Below are 16,144 nucleotides of genomic sequence, written 5' to 3'. Positions count from 1 at the left end.
TTTTGTTCTGCGGTGCGAACGTCCGTCCATGTCGAACGACCGGGACGACCCTGACCGGGACGACCGAGCGGACCTCGAAGATCGAATCGAGGAGTTGGAAACCACCCTGCGCGGCCTCCAAACGGAACTCGGCCGACCACCCCGCGGACCGATGGGACTGCCGCGTCCGCCGACGCCCCGTGAGGTTCTCTCGTTTACCGGCGAGTACGCCATCCCGACGCTCATCACCATGCTGGAAGCGAACGTCCGCGCGCTCAAGGCGCTCCAGCAGATAATCCGTCTCGTGGACCCCGAGTACGACCCCACTGAAAAGGCACGCTCCGACCTCAGCGCACGCGCTGGACGGGCGAGTCGGGCCACCCTCGACCGGTTGCAGGACACGCTGAACGACGTCGAAGGTGCTCTCACGGAGGGCGGCCTGCCCGAGGAACCGCGCGCCCGTCGCATCCTCGAAGACGCACGCCGACTCAGCGACGACATCCGCGACGAAATCGCCGCCGGAAGCGAACAGGCCGACGAGGGACGCGAACTCGCGGACGCCGCGGAAGAGGAGATGGACGAAGACGAGGAGGAACAACCGGAAGTCGACGTGGACGCCGAACTGCGCTCGATTCGCGACGAGTTGGGCGTTCGCGGCAACGGACACGGGGAGGGCGGTGATTCGGCGGACGACGGCGACGGTTCCGGGGATGCAAGCGATTCGGACGGCGAGAACGAAGCGTAAGTCGTCCCTCTCCCGGTCGTGAGTACCCGTTCGTCCGCATCGCTCGGAAAAACGACCCCGACGTTCACTCGGCCGGTTCGAACCGATAGCCGTCCCACTCTTGACTCTCTTCCTCCCGAATTCCCGCGTCGGGGTCGCGGAGGTCGGCGGCGTAGACCGGTCGCACTTCGTCGCCGATTTCCACGTCATCGGTCGTTAGTTGCCCGATGGCCCGTACCGACTCGCCGTCCACGTCGAACTCGACGATGGCGATGGAGTTCGGTTGCCGGACGCCGGGCGGGGTCGCGGTGCTGGTCGTCCACGTCACGATTTCGGCGGTCCTGTCGCTCAGGTCAACCGTCTCGTCCTGCGGTTCGGCACACACCGGGCAGCGCGGGTGGCCCGGATACGAGAGGTGGCCGTTCGGACAGCGGTGCGCGTCGAATTTTCCATTTCTGTTCATGCTTGCTCCATGATGGTGGTGATGACGCAGTTGCCGAACCCGCCGACGTTGCACGCGAGGCCGACTTCGGCCTCGACCTGTCGTTCCCCGGCGTTGCCGAGTAACTGCTGGTGGAGTTCGTACGCCTGTGCGACGCCGCTCGCGCCGAGCGGGTGGCCTTTCGATTTCAAGCCGCCGGAGGTGTTGATGGGAAGGTCGCCGTCCCGGTCGGTGACGCCCTCATCGACGGCTTTCCAGCCCTCGCCCTGCTCGAAGAAGCCGACGGCCTCGCTCTGCAGGAATTCGAGAATGGTGAACATGTCGTGGAGTTCCGCCACGTCGATGTCGTCCGGTGTTCGGTCGGACATCGCGTAGGCGAGTTCGCTGCTTTCGACGGCCGCGCCCATCACCGTCGGGTCGTCGCGCTCGTGGACCACGTGCGTGTCGGTCGCGCCGCCGATGCCCGAAACGACGGTGTACTCGTCGGTATACTGCTTCGCCTCGGATTCGGGGCAGAACAACAGTGCTGCGCTCCCGTCCGTGATGGGACAGAAGTCGTAGAGTCGAAGCGGGTCGGCGACGATTGGCGACTCCATCACCGTCTCCACATCGACTTCCTTCCGGAACTGCGCGTGCGGGTTGTCCACGCCGTTCTCGTGGTTCTTGACGGCCACCTTGGCTAAACTCTCGCGTGGCGCGTCGTACTCGTGGAGGTAGCGCCGCGCGGTCAGTCCCGCGAAACTCGGTAACGTGAGGCCGTGTTTGTACTCGACGGGATGTGTGAGCGAGGCGATGACGTCCGTCGCCTCGGCGGTCGATTTGTGGGTCATCTTCTCGCCGCCGACGAGGAGGGTCAGGTCGCTCGCTCCGGAGGCGACCGACTGCCACGCGGCGTAGATTCCGGCCCCGCCGCTCGAACTCGTCTGGTCGATTCGTTGCGTGTACGCCGGAAGCGCACCGAGGTCGTGTGCCAGCGCGTTCGGCACGCCGGTCTGGCCCTCGAACTCGCCGCTTGCCATGTTCGAGACGTAGAGATGTTCTACGTCCAACGGCGAGACGTCCGCGTCGTCGAGGCAGGCCGACCCCGCCTCCGCTAACAGTTCGCGTACCCACGCGTCGCGCTGCCCGAACTGGGTCATCGACGCGCCGATAATTGCGACTCGTTCCATGGTTGTAACGACGGGGGGACGGGTTTAGAAGCTTGAGATTCGCGGGAGAAAACCTATGCTGGTGGACTGATTCGTTGGAGGATATGAAACGACGGGCGATTCTCGCCGGTCTGACCGGCCTCTCTGCGGGTTCGACCGCCGGATGCCTCCACGTGCTCGACTCCGCTTCCGCGACCATCGGCGACCTCTCGCTCATCAACGAAGATACGGACCCGCGCGTCTTCCACATCGAAATCGAGCGATACGGAACGACCGTCGCCACCCTTTCGAAGCGGGTCGGCGGTGCCGACGACGAGAACCGTGAAGGCAACGCTGCCGTCTCCGGCGATTGGGGAAAGCCGGGGCTGTACGACGTCACTGTCCGAGTTGCCGACGCACGGGGTCACGTGACGATGGATGACGACGACTGTCACGACATCGTCATCACGTACTCGTCGGGGCGTCTCGGGTTCTTTACCGACCTCTTCGACGACGGGTGTTCGAACTGACGGCCGTTGCTGTCCGTCGGTTGACGTGAGACAGAGCCAAGGTACTCCGTGGCATAGGTCGTTTGCCGTGGCAAACGACAAAGACGACCTGAGTTCCATCACGGGACTCCCGGAAGAACTCGGCATCGACAAAGACTTGGGGCGAACCGAACAACGCCTCGTCATCCGAACCGAGAAACGACGATACGACAAGCCGGTAACCATCGTCGAGGGGTTCGACCCGAGCGAGGTGAACGTAAAGGACCTCGCTTCCGAACTCAAGCGCAAGATGGCCACCGGGGGGACGGTACACGAGGGGGCGATAGAATTACAGGGCGACCACCGTGAGCGAGTCACGGACGTCCTACAGGACAAGGGATACGCGGTCGAATAGGGAGGAAATCGGTCTCGAATTTCGCACCGTCCGGTCTCAGTGTTCCATACACCGTATTTTTCACCTCGACAGTTTCGACTCGTTCACCGCGAAATCGACCCGCTGTGGTCACTCGTGCGACGGCGTCTCGACTTTTCGGCTCGGATGTCCCTATCTGGATTCCACGAACCGACACACGGCCTTACTGACCCCGAATCCGAGCAACGACCCGACGACGCCGAGGAGGCCGAACCCGACGGCTAACGCCCAAACCGGGGCCTCCCCCGGGGCGGCGTGTCCCACGAGGTCGAGACCACCGACGACGAGGGCGAACAGGACGCCGGGTGCGAGCCCGACGGCGAGACTGGCGGGGAAACCGCCGCCACGGAACGCGCTCACGGCGGAGACGAAGGGGGGTGCGTAAAACAGCACGGCGGGGAGTAGATACGTGTCGGCGAGCCCTGACTCCCCGCCGTGCGCCGCGACGAGAAGAATGGCGAAGACGACGAGGGCGTACCCCCCGACGAAAACCCACCAGTGTTGCGTACGCTCCCCTGACCGCCCCCAGAGTTCCGAGACAGTTGCCATCCACTCGGCGTGCAACGGCGAGGAAAATAAACGTTCAGACGGGACGCCATCTTTCGACCGTAATCGAGAAACAGTTTTCCCGTGGGACTTCGAATCACGAATAAGCATGACATACAGTGACACCGAGACGTCATCTCGGGAGGAGCTGCGTGCGCTGCAGAACGAGCGACTCGCCGAAACGGTCGCCCACGCCTACGAAAACGTCTCGTTCTACCGAGAGGCCCTCGACGACGCGGGCATCGCGCCGGACGACATCGAGAGCGTCGAAGACGTGTCCAAACTGCCGTTCACGACGAAAGAGGATTTTCGCGACAACTATCCGGACGGGATGTTCGCGGTTCCGCGCGAGGAGCTACGGCGAATCCACGCCTCCTCGGGAACGACCGGAAAGCCGAAAATTGTCGGGTATACCGAGTCGGACCTCGGCGTCTGGCGTGAGGTGATGGCCCGGTCGCTCGCCGCCGCGGGCGTCGAACCCGAACACGTCGTCCAGAACGCATACGGCTACGGGCTGTTCACGGGAGGCCTCGGATTCCACGACGGCGTGGAGGAACTCGGTGCCTGTGTCATCCCCGTCGGCGGCGGCAACACCGCTCGGCAAATCGACATGTTGCAGGATTTGGAAAGCGACGTTCTCTCCTGTACGCCTTCCTACTGCCTCTATATCGCAGAAGCGATGGAAGAGCGCGGTATCGACCCGCACGACCTTTCGCTCTCGACCGTCATCATCGGCGCGGAACCGTTCACGGACCCGATGCGCGAGGAGATAGAGGACGCCCTCGGCGTGACCGCGGTGGACGTGTACGGCCTGTCCGAAATCATCGGGCCGGGCGTCTCCATCGAGTGCGCCGAGGCACAGGACGGCCAGCACGTCTGGGAGGACCACTTCTATCCCGAAGTCGTCGACCCGAACACGGGTGAACCGCTCCCCGAGGGCGAGGAGGGCGAACTCGTCATCACGAGTCTGACGAAGGAAGCCCTGCCCGTCCTGCGCTACCGCACCGGCGACATGACGACGCTGAACTACGAACGATGTGACTGCGGGCGCACGATGGTCCGGATGGGCAACGTCACGGGACGCGCCGACGACCTGCTCATCGTTCGAGGCGTGAACGTCTACCCGAGTCAAATCGAGGAGGTGATGGTCGATTTGGACGCCGTCGCACCCCACTATCGCATCGACCTGCGGCGGGACGGACAACTCGACAAGATGGAGATATCCGTCGAGTACCACGAGAGCTTCGAGGATTCCCCCGCGGAACTCCGCGAGCGAATCCACGCCCGACTGAGTGAGATTTTGGACGTCAAACCCGACAAACTCGAAGTGGTCGAACCCGGTGCCATCGAACGGACCGAGGTCGGGAAGGTAAAGCGCGTCTACGACCACCGCTGACGCCGTCATTTTTGAGAACTGTAATCCGCTGACTCAGTCATCGAACGGCAGTCGACTTCGGTCAGAGCCAGTTCCCCAACAGCGAGTCGCGTCGGTCCGAGCGTTCGACGCTGACGACGGTACTGTACGCCGAGGACCGCACGTCCTCCGTCGTCGAACCGAAGACGAACTCCCGAAGTCTGTTCTTCTGCGGTGCACCGAGGACGGTAACGTCGTAGTACTGCGATTGGTCGATAATAGCGTCGGTAGCGTCGTCGGCTTCGAGAATCCATTTATCCACGGCGGAGAATTCGCCGAGGCGCTCGTTCGCCGCGGTGATGTATCGGTTCGCATCGGCGTGAGCGCGGTCGTCCTCGGAACAGGGGACGACGTGGAGGAGTTCGAGCCAGGCACCGTATTTCTCGGCGATGTATCGCGCCATGTCCACGGCCAACCCCGAATGCGGCCCGCCAGCGACTGGGACGAGAATCGAGGACACGTCGGGTGAGAGATGGTTCCCGCCGACGGAGATAACGTCGCAATCGACGCGCCCGCCGACGCGCGTCGCGACGCTTCGACCGAGCGCCGTCGGCGTCATCGACTCCGACTCGTCGACGACGACGACGCCGGCGGAGAACTCCTCGCTCACCTCCCGTGCGATGGTCGAGTAATTCCGACCGACACGGGCCGCCGCACGAGTTTGCAGGTCCAGCGACGAGTCCACCGTTGTCAGGCTTCGACGGGCCATCTCCCGGCGCTCGTCCAACATACCGTTGGCGAGCGAGAGCGGCGTTCCGGACGACCTGACGGCCGCATTGACGAGTATCAACTCGCCGTCCCGAGCGTCGGCGAGCGTCGCCGCGAACGAGACAGTTCGTTCGGTACCGGTCCCGTCGGACAGAACGACGACGTTCCGTCGAGGGTGTCGCACTCCACTCGGTGCGTAAAGCAGCGATGGAGTCCACGCCATGGGACTCGTGTTCATATACCACTCCATTTTCTGAACCAGCATAAATCACACCATTATCCTACCAAATATAGAATTTAAGCCCCATACAGCAATAAAATTCTCATTTCTTTCCGCATATATTTTCAAAGGCGTTTACCGCTTGGAGTTCTCGATGTAACTATCATCTGGATAAAAATAGGTGTCAAATATCACTACCGAAGAACCACGATTCACGGTCGGATTTTCCGGAGCCAGTAGTGGAGTTCTATCTTTTTCGGCCGAGTATCCGAAAAGTGGGGGACTTCCGTCACTCAGGGTTTGTACACCCGGCCGCGGAAGATGGCGATTTCCGCGCTCTTCTCGCTCTGCTCACCCCCTCTTTCTTCGTCATTTCCCTCTCTCTCGACACGAATCCCGACTCGATACGACCCGGTACGTCGAGTTTCGTCCTCGCGTTCTGCAACCGCGACGAGCGTATCGCCCACCTCTGCCGCCGAGAGATAGGAGATGTTCGTCTCCAGCGCGAGGGCCGTGTCGCCGTCGGCGTTCGACGCCGCCGCGAACGCCGCATCCGCGAGCGAGTAAACGGCCCCGCCGTGGGGCGTCCCGTGGAAATTCAACAGTTCCTTCCGAACCGTGAGTTCCGTTCTCGCCGTTCCCGAACCGAGGTTCGTGAGTTCGATTCCGAGCGTGGCACAGTAAGGGTCGGTTGCGATTTCGTCGAATCTCTCGTCCGGGATATTCGCCATGTGGCGGTTCCGCACAGTAGTTACTTATATTCTTCCCGAGTGGGGTTCGACATGGCTTACAGCTACGAACCGCACTACTTCGAGGACTTCGAGGAGGGCCAGACGTTCGAGAGCGTCGGCCGGACGGTCACCGAGTACGACTTCGTGATGCACTCCGCCTTCACCGGTGATTGGACGGAACTCCACACGAACAAGCACTACGCCGAGGACGAGTACTTCGGCGAGCGCGTCGCCCACGGGCCGATGACGTTTTCGCTGGCGACAGGGTTCGTTTACCGATGTGGCTTCTTGGAGCGAACCGTTCTCGCCTTCCTCGGCATGAACTACATGGACATACCCGCCCCCGTCAAGATGGACGACACCGTCTCGCTCGACATGGAAGTCATCGAGACGAAGGAACTCTCCAGCCGTGAGGACTCCGGCCTCGTCGTCATCGACACCACGATGGCCAATCAGGAGGACACCGTCGTCTTCGAAGGCGACATGAAGTTCCTCGTCAAGCGCCGCGACTGAACGTTCGGGACGACCGGATTATTTTTATTCTTCTAACAAGTTTCGAATAGTATGAACCGCCGTACGTTCCTCGGTGCCAGCACCGGACTCGGGATCGCCGCCGTTACCGGTGGATTCCTCGGCCGCAACCTCCTCCATCACGACCTCACAATGGATTGGGGCTACGGCAAACTGCACGACAGCGACGACAGGTTCATCGAGGGAGGCTTGAGCGATGCGAATCCCAAAACGCAGTACTTCGGGGCGGTGCTGACGAGCGAACTCGCCGCGAAACGGTTGGACGCCGAAACGGTCGGCGAAGGGATGTCGGATTTGATGGCGACGGACTTCGACGAACAGTTCCTGCTCGTCGTGGAGTCGAGAAGCACGGCCGATAATCCGTCCCTCCTCTCCTACATCCCCGGTGAAATAGCGCGAAGCGGTATCTGGTCGATTCGCACGGCGATGGTGCGCGAACCGACCGAACTCACCGACGCCACCGAGACGCGTTCGCTCGTGTATTCGAGCGTGACCGTCGTGGACCGCGACTCGCTTACGGCCCCGAACGACGTTCGCATCGACGTGTACGATTCCATCCACGGAAACCGACGGGTCGGGACGTTCCGTAGCGACTGACGCCGATTTCGGGGAAATCGGTCGTCCGCTGTGAGAACCTTCCCGTCCGAACATCCTATATCTCCCCCGGATGATGAAACCAACATGGCCTCCGACGCGCTCGTCATCGCCGTCGTCCTCGGTGCGAACATCGGCAGCGCGGCGACACCGCTCGGCAACCCACAGAACGCCTACATTTTGAATCGAAGCGGCCTGACATCCGTCGAGTTCGTCGCCCACCTCGCGCCAGTCGCGCTCGTGTGCCTCGTCATCGCGGCGGTCGTCCTCGTGCCGATTACGGCCGCCGGGACGACGCTTCCCGAGATTCCCGTCCCCGACATCGACGAGCGGTGGGCGCTGTCGAGCGTCGCCTTTCTCCTCGCTACGTTCGCCCTCCTCATCGTTTTCCCGAACTCCGACCCCGGCATCATCGCCGCGTCGATGGGGATTCTCCACATCACGTGGCTCCAGTTGTTCCGTCGGGTTCCCGGCGAGGAGATTCTGCACGGGATGGACTGGAGCATCATCGTCCTGTTCGTCGGTATCTTCGTCCTCGTCGGGAGTTTGGAGGAAACATCACTGATAGGATTCGTCTCCGGATTCGGCGCTGGCTGGCAATTCGCCGGACTGACGTTCGTCCTGTCGAACCTCATCAGCAACGTTCCGGCCGTCGTCCTCCTCTCCTCGGGTGTCACGAGTCAATCCGGGTGGTTAGTCCTCTCCGCGGTCAGCACCCTCGCCGGAAACGCCACACCCATCGCCAGCGCGGCCACACTCATCGCGTTGCAACAGGCCGCCCGCCGAGGGGTGGACATCTCCATTTGGCGGTTGCTATCGGTGGGTGTCCCCGTCGCAATCGTCACCTGCGCCGTCGCCGTCCTCATGCTCGGCGCGGGACTCTGACGGGGAATCGGCGCACTACTTCAGCGTCACGTCGTCGATGACGACCTGCTGACCGCAGTCGAGATACGCGTCGTAGCCGATGCCGCCGGACGACCACGTCCCGTCGCTCCCGGAAACCCTCGCGACGTGATTGCCGTCGGCGTCCCGAAGCGTCGCCATGTGGTTACCCTCCTCGCTCCAGTCCACGACGAGTTCGTACCACGCCTTCTGTGAGAGGGAGTACCCGGACGAGTCCGAATCGAGTCGCCGTGTCGCCTCGTCCTCGTATCGGAACAGCATGAGGTCGGCGTTGGCGAGGTCCACGCGGACGAAGTATCGGTTGTCGGCGTCCTGCACGCCGTAGGAGAGGTTGACGTCCGCCGCGCCGCCGTCCCCGCGAAGCCAGTAGCTCACCGTCTCGCCCGCGGAGGGATACGCCGAGAGTCCGTCCGTGTTCGTCATCTCCGTGGCCGTGTTCGCAATCGAGAGCGCACCGTCACCGCTCCGAACCGGCGACGAAACGACGCTCGCCCCGGATTTCCCGCGGTCGAACGAGTAGGCCGACAGTGCGTCGTCCTCGAACCCATCGACGGGCGAGTTCGGGTCGTACGAACACGACGGGCGCGCACAGGAGAGGGTTCCGACCCTGTTGTTCCGTCGGGTGACGTTACTCGACTGGTCGAGGGTGATCGGGTCGCCGGTTACGTCGAACGAACTCCCCTTCACTCGGCTTCCGTCGCACTGTTGTAACAGAACTCCGTCGCGGTCGGTCCCGGTCTGTTTCACGCAGCAGGATTTGAAAGAAGAGTTTGGGCGGCCGACGGCACGGAGTGCGGCGCTCCCCGGATATCCGCTTCTGGTGTGGTCGGCGTCGCCCGTCACCGCGACTCCGGAACACACGACCGGTGCGGGCGTCGATTCGGGTCTCACCGCGTACACCCCCGACACGTCGTCCGTGTCGACTCGAACCCGCGTTTTCCGTATCTCGGTCGTTCCCGCTCCGGCGGCGAGAATTGCGCCGTCGCTCACCGCGTCGGCGGTTTGTGTGACGTGGCAGTTCTCGACGGTCGCATCGTCGGCGAACAGCCAGATACCGCGCATGTTCGTCGGGAAATCCGGGTCGGAGTGGGGTTCGTCGACGACCACACAACAGTCCTGAACCGTGCCGCCAGACCCGGCGAGTCGAACGTTGGCGATGTTGTTGTTCTTGTACAGGCCGCCGTTCACAGTCACGGTACCGGTGCTCTTGCTCGACTCGTAGAGTCCGTTGTTCGGGAACCCCTCTATCCAGCAGTTCCTGAGTTCGAGGCTCCCCTTCATGTACTGGTGGACGAACAGACCCACCGCACCGCTCCCGTCGGGCGCGCCATCGGGGGCGCGAAGTTCGTCGATGAGTCCGGTCCCGTCCTCGCTGAAGAGACCGAAGATGAACGGGCCTTTCGACCCGTCGTGGACGCCGCGATGGAGAACGTCCCGGACGACCAGGCCGTCGTCCACGTTGATCTGCATTCCCGGCGCTTCGGGCGCGCCTCCCACGTCGTGTCGAAGCCCCTCGTATTGGATGTTGTAGGACCCGCTTCCACCGAGCGACAGCCAGGACGCGCCGGGACTCGGCGTGGCGCTGTCCGGCGTGTCGAGGACGATGGTCGCGCCCGTTTCGACGCCGACCATGCCGAAGTCGTGGAGTCCCTTCCCGTAGTTGTACACCAATTCGGTGACACGGAAGGTCCCCTGCGGGAACTCCAGTTTCGTGTTGCTCGCCAAGTGGTCGCGGAGGACGTCGTCTATCGGTTCCTCCCCGGTCGGGTCCATCCCGAGGTCGTCCACCACGTCGAACACGTCGTTGTACTGGAAGTCGTCCGGGTCCGGAACGTCGTTCGGTGCCATCGTTTGGTCCGATGCCTCCCCGTTCATACCTCTCGACGACGCCATCGTCGGGACGATTCCGGCGGCGGTCCCTCCTGCAACCGCCGCACCGCTTGCGATTTTCAAATACGACCGTCGGTCGAGTGTCCCCGCTCGATCGTTTCGTGTATCGGATTTCTCGGACATCTTCGACAGAGAGGTCCGTATAATCCATAAAATCAATACGTGATTTAATTACTAAAATTATCGTTCACGAACGACAGATTCGATGCCGTGATAGCACGACGACGGTTCGACCACCTTTTTCACGTCTCCGGCGAACTATCGTGTATGACCCTCGACGTACTCGAAGCGGAGGAGACACCGATCATCGACACGCACGCACACCAACCCACGAAGGAATTCTTGGAGGACGCGGGCGGACAGATGATGGAGGACGCGGCGAGCAAGTTCGGCGCGAAGATGGAGACGGACACCTACGATTCGTTCGTCGAGGAGTACCACGAGGCCGGAATCGGGCGAACGATTCTCCTCGGATGGGACGCGGAGACGAACACCGGTAACCCGCCGGTGCCGAACGATTACGTCGCCGAGGTCCGCGACGAGTACGACGACTTCTTCATCGGGTTCGGCAGCGTGGACCCGCTGAAAGACGACTGCGTGGAGGAGGCCCACCGGGTCGTCGAGGACCTCGACCTCTCCGGGTTCAAGTTCCAGCAGATTGCACAGGGATTCGACCCGAGCGCACCAGAACACGAGGAACTGTTCTCGACCATCGAGGACCTCGGCGTCCCCGTCGTCTTCCACGGCGGTAACTCCACGCTCGGCGCGGGCGCACCCGGCGGACGCGGCCTCAAAATCAAGTACGGCAACCCGATGCTCATCGACGACGTGGCCGCGGAACACCCCGACCTGCAAATCCTCCTCGCTCACCCCGCGTTCCCGTGGGAACAGGAGCAACTCGCCATCTGCCAACAGAAGGGGAACGTCTACATGGACCTCTCCGGGTGGCTTCCGAAGTACATCGACGACCAAGTCCTCCACTACGCGAAGACGCTCCTGCAGGACAAAGTGATGTTCGGGACGGACTACCCGATGATTCGGCCGGGCCAGTGGTTGGACCAGTTCGAGAACCTCGACTTCCCTGAGGAAGTTCAGCGAAAGATCCTCTGGGAGAACGCCGAGGAGTTCCTCGACCTGTAGTCCGAAAACCGACACGCGACAGTTCGGGGCCACAATTCTATTCATTCCCGTTCCCGAACCAATCAATCTATGGCGAAGCGAGCGACCGAGCAGTGGGAATACCACACCATCAGGCCGCCGCGGGGGAGTACGAAAAAGGAGTCCATCGACCCCGAAAACGACCTGAACAAGCTTGGAGAAGACGGTTGGGAGTTGGTATCGACTATCGAGTACGTCGGTGGGGGGACGAAGTATCTCGTCTTCAAGCGACCGGCATGGAAGGAGGACGACGACTCGGATGAGTGAGAGCGACGACAACGGCAACGAAATCAGCACCGCGAACACGATGCGCGAGCGGGCCGGTGAGAGCCGAGCAAAGCTGTGGATCGTTCTCGGCGCGAGACGACTGGTCGTGACGGGCGTGATAATTCTACTCTTTTTCATCGCGTTCGTCCTCGCCGGGACGTTCCTCTACCCGCCGCTGAAGTCCGAAGTCGCGAAAACGGACACTATCGAAACGATGTTCTCGACCCTGTTGGGCGCGAACATCACCGCGACGACGCTCGTCGTCACCATCACCCAGTTGGTCATCTCACAGGAGAACGGTCCGCTCGGCGACCAGCGCGGGCGGATGAGCGACGCGATGGACTTCCGAAACTTCGTCGGCGAGATGATAGGTCACACCACTCCGTCCGACCCGTCCGCGTTTCTGAGCGAGATAATCGACACGACCGAGAAACGGGCGAACGAACTGCGGGATTCGGTCGGCGAGGAAGGGAACGGGGAGTTGCGCGACGAACTCGACGAGTTCATCGACAGTCTCACCGGCAACGCGGACACGGTCAAGGAGGAACTCGACGGCGCGAAGTTCGGAACGTTCGACGTGCTGTTCGCGGCGCTCGATTTCAACTACTCGTGGAAGATATTCCACGTCGAGCGGATGCGCGACGAGTATCGTGACGAGTTATCCGACGACCAACTCCGACGGTTCGAACAGTTGAAAACGTCGCTGTCGATGTTCGGCCCCGCGCGTGAACACATCAAGACGCTCTACTTCCAGTGGGCGCTCATCGACCTCTCGCAGATGATACTGTACGCCGCGATTCCCGCGCTGTTCGTGGCCGGTGCGATGCTCGCCTTCGTCGGAAGTGGAACGTTCACCGGAACGACCTTCGGGTTTTCCGACATTCTGTTAGTCGTCGGCGCGGCGTTCAGCGTGACGCTGATTCCGTTCATGCTGCTCGTCTCGTACATCCTGCGCATCGCAACGGTCGCAAAACGAACGCTCGCCATCGGACCGCTCATCCTGAGGGATTCACAGCGATGACGGGGAACGACGACGCGAGCGACGGAGAGGCCCGCCGCTCACGCCGAGCGTTTCTCGGGGCGGCCGCCGCGGCCGGACTCGTCGGAACGAGCGGCTGTCTGACCCTCGACCCGAAGGTGAGCGTCTCGGGAATCGACGACTCGGAGGTGTTCGAGAAGGTTTCCGTCAGCGAACCGTGGGCCAGCGGTCGGGTGAGTGCGAGCATCAGTCTCACACCGGAAGCGACGACGAGATACGGCGTCAGAAAGCTCACGGTCATCAGTTCGAGCGGGAGCGAATTCGACACCGGTACCGTCCAGAGCGGCCAATCGTCGAAGAAGGTCTTCGTACCGGTCGGCAAGTCCACGCTTTCGGCGGTCGATTTCGACGGAAAGACGGTCGATACGGTGTCCGTGAAAGTCAGTGGCAACCGGATTCTGTAGGTCCGGTTGTCCGCGGTGAAATTCTTCACCATCCACGTCGTATGGGCGTCGGGTGACTGAAATGGAGGAATTCGACGTCGTCGTCATCGGCGGGGGAACCGGGAACAAAGTGGCGCTCGCGGCCGCCGACCGAGGGTTGGACGCGGCGCTCGTCGAACGCGGACCGCTCGGCGGAACGTGCGTCAATCGGGGGTGTAACCCGTCGAAGACGCTCATTCATCGCGCCGATATCGTGGAAACCGTGCGCCGTGCCGGCGAGTTCGGCGTCGACGCCGAACTCGACCGAATCGACTTCCCGCGCATCGTCCACGAAGTGACCGACGCGATGGAGGTCAAATCGGACCGGATGGAACGAACTGACAGGGAACGCGAAAACCTCACGCTGTTCCGCGATGACGCGCGGTTCGTCGGCGAACGAACCCTCGAAGTCGGCGACGAGCGGATTCGAGGTGACAAAGTCGTCGTGGCGGTCGGCGCGCGTCCCGCGATTCCACCCATCGACGGTATCGAGGACGTGGACTACCTCACGAGTACCGACGCGCTTCGCCTCGACAGACGGCCCGACCGATTGGTCGTCATCGGCGGCGGCTACATCGCCGCCGAACTCGGTTACTTCTACGAAGCCCTCGGAACCGCCGTCACGATCATCGGGCGAAACGACGTCCTCGTCCCGAACGAGGACCGCGAAATCGCGGAGACGTTCACGGAAGTCGCTCGCCGTCGCCACACGGTTCACGTCGGCTACGAAGCCACCGCCGTGACGCAGGAGGACGGACGGGTAACGGTGACGGCGACCGCGGAGGAAGGCGAACCGATTGCGGTCACGGCCGACGAGGTACTCGTCGCGACCGGCAGGCGGCCGAACACCGACCGTCTCGACCCGGAAGCGGCGGGCATCGAACTCGACGACAGGGGCTACGTCGAGACGAACGAGTACCTCGAGACGAGCGCGGAAAACGTCTGGGCACACGGCGACGTTATCGGGGACTACGAGTTCAAGCACGCCGCCGACCACGAGGTGGAGTACGTCGTGAAAAACGCCCTCGACGGCGAGGGTGAGGCGGTCGATTACACCGGTATGGGCCACGCGATTTTCACGTCACCACAGGTCGCTGGAACCGGACGGACCGAGGAGGAACTGCGGAACGACGGACGGGAGTACCTCGTCGGGCGATGTGCCTACAGCGAGACGGTGATGGGAAACGCGCTCAAAGACCGGGACGGATTCGTCAAAGTACTCGCGGACCCCGACGGGTCGATTCTCGGCTGTCACATCATCGGCACCGACGCCTCGACGTTGATTCACGAAGTCCTCCTCGCGTTGGCGAGCGGGTCCGGGACGGTGGGCGACGTCACTGGAACGATTCACATCCATCCGTCGTTGAGCAAAGTCGTCCTCAAGGCCTTCGATGACGTCGAGTAGATGACGGCCCGTCAGCACGGCCGTTTGCGATGTGATTTACGGTGTGTCGCTCTGGGCGACTTTCGGTGACTGTCTTCCGGACTCCACCATCCGCGTCTGCGGGGTGGGTTCGGTACAGCGTTGCTCCTCTCCGAACTCGATGGACGTGTGATGCACGTCGGAGTGACGCGTTTGCTCCTCGACGGTAATCGTATCGAGGACGCGACCGCCGACCGTTTTCGGGAGGGAAGACGCCTCGTAGGCGTCGTCTATCGTCGGGGCGTCGAGAGTGCGACGGACGACGCTTCCGTCTCTGTACGTATAGGTGACCAACCAGACGGACATGTGGTTTCAACAGTAGCTTTTGACAGCGTGGGTGAAAGCTTTGTGGTATTGGACAAGGTATTGGTATGAAAACGGACCAGTAGGAAAACGTGAGAAGTAGAAATACGGAACCGTCAGCGGCCGGGGGCTAAACGCCGCAACCCGACGTGTGATTTCACCCGGCGATAGCGCCGATACTGAATCACGATGCCCGACCCGACGAGGAGCAACCAGAGGACCTCGTTCGTTCCGAGTGTCGTCCACACGTCGGCGTGAAATACCGGCAGGACGGTTCCCCACTGGCGTGCGAGTCGTTGGAGGATGGTCGCGCCGAAGAGACTCGTCACGACGGTCAGGAACGGGAGGTAGAACCGCCAGACGAGAATGCCGACGACGCCGGCGGCGACCAGCGACCCGACGACCGGGTCTACGGCCCCGTTGAGCATCGGGATGGCTATCGATTCCATTCCGCCCGAACCGAGCGAGGAGTAGGTCACCGACGCGGCAGTAATGACGGCCACTCCGACGATGGCGAACCGTTGGGCGGAGTACGCGATTCGACTCCCGATGAACCCGCCGATGAGGGCTCCGACGAGCGACACTATCAGGAGGTCCGGAGATGCGATTCCGAACGAAGGGGCGAGGGTTCGCGCGGCGAAGCTCCCGAACAGAGCACCGCCGAGACCACCGACGAGCGACGTGAGTTGTGTTACGAAGGAGTAGCCGAAGTAGGTGAACGCGAGTCCGATACCGACCGCGAACACCACGACGGCAGTCGTGAAGGGATCAGGGACCATTACGTGTGTCATCTCATAGGTCC

The 16,144-nt window shown here is 62.2% G+C and carries 20 protein-coding genes; 12 read left to right on the top strand and 8 right to left on the bottom strand.

Annotated elements, in window-relative coordinates:
* The first annotated feature begins 28 nt into the window (after positions 1 to 28).
* Positions 29 to 724: a DUF7547 family protein gene (locus tag AC1XDK_RS13785; RefSeq protein ID WP_483350474.1), complete on the top strand. Its 696-nt coding sequence runs from the start codon at positions 29 to 31 to the stop codon at positions 722 to 724.
* A 64-nt stretch (positions 725 to 788) separates the two neighbouring features.
* Here the strand turns inward: AC1XDK_RS13785 and AC1XDK_RS13780 are convergent, their stop codons facing one another.
* Positions 789 to 1,166 (bottom strand): Zn-ribbon domain-containing OB-fold protein, encoded by a 378-nt coding sequence (locus AC1XDK_RS13780; RefSeq protein WP_483350473.1) that lies wholly within the window; start codon positions 1,164 to 1,166, stop codon positions 789 to 791.
* On the bottom strand, positions 1,163 to 2,314 hold the full coding sequence (locus AC1XDK_RS13775) for a thiolase family protein (RefSeq protein ID WP_483350472.1): 1,152 nt from the start codon (positions 2,312 to 2,314) through the stop codon (positions 1,163 to 1,165). Before AC1XDK_RS13775 ends, AC1XDK_RS13780 begins: the two co-directional genes overlap by 4 nt.
* Positions 2,315 to 2,397: 83 nt before the next feature.
* Here AC1XDK_RS13775 and AC1XDK_RS13770 point away from each other — a divergent pair, with 83 nt between their 5' ends.
* Both AC1XDK_RS13770 and yciH read left to right on the top strand, forming a co-directional pair.
* Positions 2,398 to 2,802: a hypothetical protein gene (locus AC1XDK_RS13770; RefSeq protein ID WP_483350471.1), complete on the top strand. Its 405-nt coding sequence runs from the start codon at positions 2,398 to 2,400 to the stop codon at positions 2,800 to 2,802.
* A 67-nt stretch (positions 2,803 to 2,869) separates the two neighbouring features.
* On the top strand, positions 2,870 to 3,175 hold the full coding sequence (gene yciH / locus AC1XDK_RS13765; RefSeq protein WP_483350470.1) for a stress response translation initiation inhibitor YciH: 306 nt from the start codon (positions 2,870 to 2,872) through the stop codon (positions 3,173 to 3,175).
* A 150-nt stretch (positions 3,176 to 3,325) separates the two neighbouring features.
* On the opposite strand, the gene AC1XDK_RS13760 is transcribed toward yciH, so the two are convergent.
* Positions 3,326 to 3,742 (bottom strand): hypothetical protein, encoded by a 417-nt coding sequence (locus AC1XDK_RS13760; protein WP_483350469.1) that lies wholly within the window; start codon positions 3,740 to 3,742, stop codon positions 3,326 to 3,328.
* A gap of 106 nt (positions 3,743 to 3,848) precedes the next feature.
* Between AC1XDK_RS13760 and paaK the strand changes: the two genes are divergently transcribed.
* The gene (gene paaK / locus AC1XDK_RS13755) at positions 3,849 to 5,135 is read left to right on the top strand and encodes a phenylacetate--CoA ligase PaaK (protein WP_483350468.1); all 1,287 of its coding nucleotides are present in this window, start codon (positions 3,849 to 3,851) and stop codon (positions 5,133 to 5,135) included.
* Between the two features lie 61 nt (positions 5,136 to 5,196).
* Here the strand turns inward: paaK and AC1XDK_RS13750 are convergent, their stop codons facing one another.
* Together AC1XDK_RS13750 and AC1XDK_RS13745 are read right to left on the bottom strand one after the other, a co-directional pair.
* Entirely contained in the window at positions 5,197 to 6,099 is a 903-nt protein-coding gene (locus AC1XDK_RS13750; RefSeq protein WP_483350467.1) for a universal stress protein, read from the bottom strand.
* A 275-nt stretch (positions 6,100 to 6,374) separates the two neighbouring features.
* Positions 6,375 to 6,812 (bottom strand): hotdog fold thioesterase, encoded by a 438-nt coding sequence (locus AC1XDK_RS13745; RefSeq protein ID WP_483350466.1) that lies wholly within the window; start codon positions 6,810 to 6,812, stop codon positions 6,375 to 6,377.
* A gap of 51 nt (positions 6,813 to 6,863) precedes the next feature.
* Here AC1XDK_RS13745 and AC1XDK_RS13740 point away from each other — a divergent pair, with 51 nt between their 5' ends.
* The 3 genes from AC1XDK_RS13740 (at position 6,864) to AC1XDK_RS13730 (ending at position 8,822) form a co-directional block, all read left to right on the top strand.
* Positions 6,864 to 7,325 carry a MaoC/PaaZ C-terminal domain-containing protein gene (locus AC1XDK_RS13740; RefSeq protein ID WP_483350465.1) on the top strand — a complete coding sequence of 154 codons (462 nt, stop codon included), beginning with the start codon at positions 6,864 to 6,866 and terminating at the stop codon, positions 7,323 to 7,325.
* Positions 7,326 to 7,376: 51 nt separating this feature from the next.
* A complete protein-coding gene (locus AC1XDK_RS13735; protein ID WP_483350464.1) occupies positions 7,377 to 7,940 on the top strand; it encodes a hypothetical protein in 564 nt (187 codons plus the stop codon).
* Positions 7,941 to 8,024: 84 nt separating this feature from the next.
* Positions 8,025 to 8,822: an SLC13 family permease gene (locus AC1XDK_RS13730; protein ID WP_483350463.1), complete on the top strand. Its 798-nt coding sequence runs from the start codon at positions 8,025 to 8,027 to the stop codon at positions 8,820 to 8,822.
* 15 nt (positions 8,823 to 8,837) lie between these two features.
* On the opposite strand, the gene AC1XDK_RS13725 is transcribed toward AC1XDK_RS13730, so the two are convergent.
* The gene (locus AC1XDK_RS13725; RefSeq protein WP_483350462.1) at positions 8,838 to 10,853 is read right to left on the bottom strand and encodes a hypothetical protein; all 2,016 of its coding nucleotides are present in this window, start codon (positions 10,851 to 10,853) and stop codon (positions 8,838 to 8,840) included.
* A 144-nt stretch (positions 10,854 to 10,997) separates the two neighbouring features.
* Between AC1XDK_RS13725 and AC1XDK_RS13720 the strand changes: the two genes are divergently transcribed.
* From AC1XDK_RS13720 to AC1XDK_RS13700, 5 genes are all read left to right on the top strand, one after another.
* Positions 10,998 to 11,870 carry an amidohydrolase family protein gene (locus AC1XDK_RS13720; protein WP_483350461.1) on the top strand — a complete coding sequence of 291 codons (873 nt, stop codon included), beginning with the start codon at positions 10,998 to 11,000 and terminating at the stop codon, positions 11,868 to 11,870.
* 69 nt (positions 11,871 to 11,939) lie between these two features.
* On the top strand, positions 11,940 to 12,155 hold the full coding sequence (sp36, locus tag AC1XDK_RS13715) for a Sp36 family protein (RefSeq protein ID WP_483350460.1): 216 nt from the start codon (positions 11,940 to 11,942) through the stop codon (positions 12,153 to 12,155).
* Complete coding sequence (locus AC1XDK_RS13710; protein ID WP_483350459.1) at positions 12,148 to 13,176, top strand: DUF7972 family membrane protein; 1,029 nt, start codon at positions 12,148 to 12,150, stop codon at positions 13,174 to 13,176. Before sp36 ends, AC1XDK_RS13710 begins: the two co-directional genes overlap by 8 nt.
* Complete coding sequence (locus AC1XDK_RS13705; protein ID WP_483350458.1) at positions 13,173 to 13,598, top strand: twin-arginine translocation signal domain-containing protein; 426 nt, start codon at positions 13,173 to 13,175, stop codon at positions 13,596 to 13,598. Before AC1XDK_RS13710 ends, AC1XDK_RS13705 begins: the two co-directional genes overlap by 4 nt.
* A gap of 61 nt (positions 13,599 to 13,659) precedes the next feature.
* A complete protein-coding gene (locus AC1XDK_RS13700) occupies positions 13,660 to 15,021 on the top strand; it encodes a dihydrolipoyl dehydrogenase (protein ID WP_483350457.1) in 1,362 nt (453 codons plus the stop codon).
* A 36-nt stretch (positions 15,022 to 15,057) separates the two neighbouring features.
* Here AC1XDK_RS13700 and AC1XDK_RS13695 read toward each other — a convergent pair whose 3' ends face one another.
* Together AC1XDK_RS13695 and AC1XDK_RS13690 are read right to left on the bottom strand one after the other, a co-directional pair.
* The gene (locus AC1XDK_RS13695; protein ID WP_483350456.1) at positions 15,058 to 15,345 is read right to left on the bottom strand and encodes a hypothetical protein; all 288 of its coding nucleotides are present in this window, start codon (positions 15,343 to 15,345) and stop codon (positions 15,058 to 15,060) included.
* Between the two features lie 113 nt (positions 15,346 to 15,458).
* A complete protein-coding gene (locus AC1XDK_RS13690; protein ID WP_483350455.1) occupies positions 15,459 to 16,121 on the bottom strand; it encodes a hypothetical protein in 663 nt (220 codons plus the stop codon).
* Positions 16,122 to 16,144: the final 23 nt, after the last annotated feature.

This window comes from Haladaptatus sp. HS23 (assembly GCF_056892285.1).
This window is presented reverse-complemented; position numbering and strand designations above follow the sequence as displayed.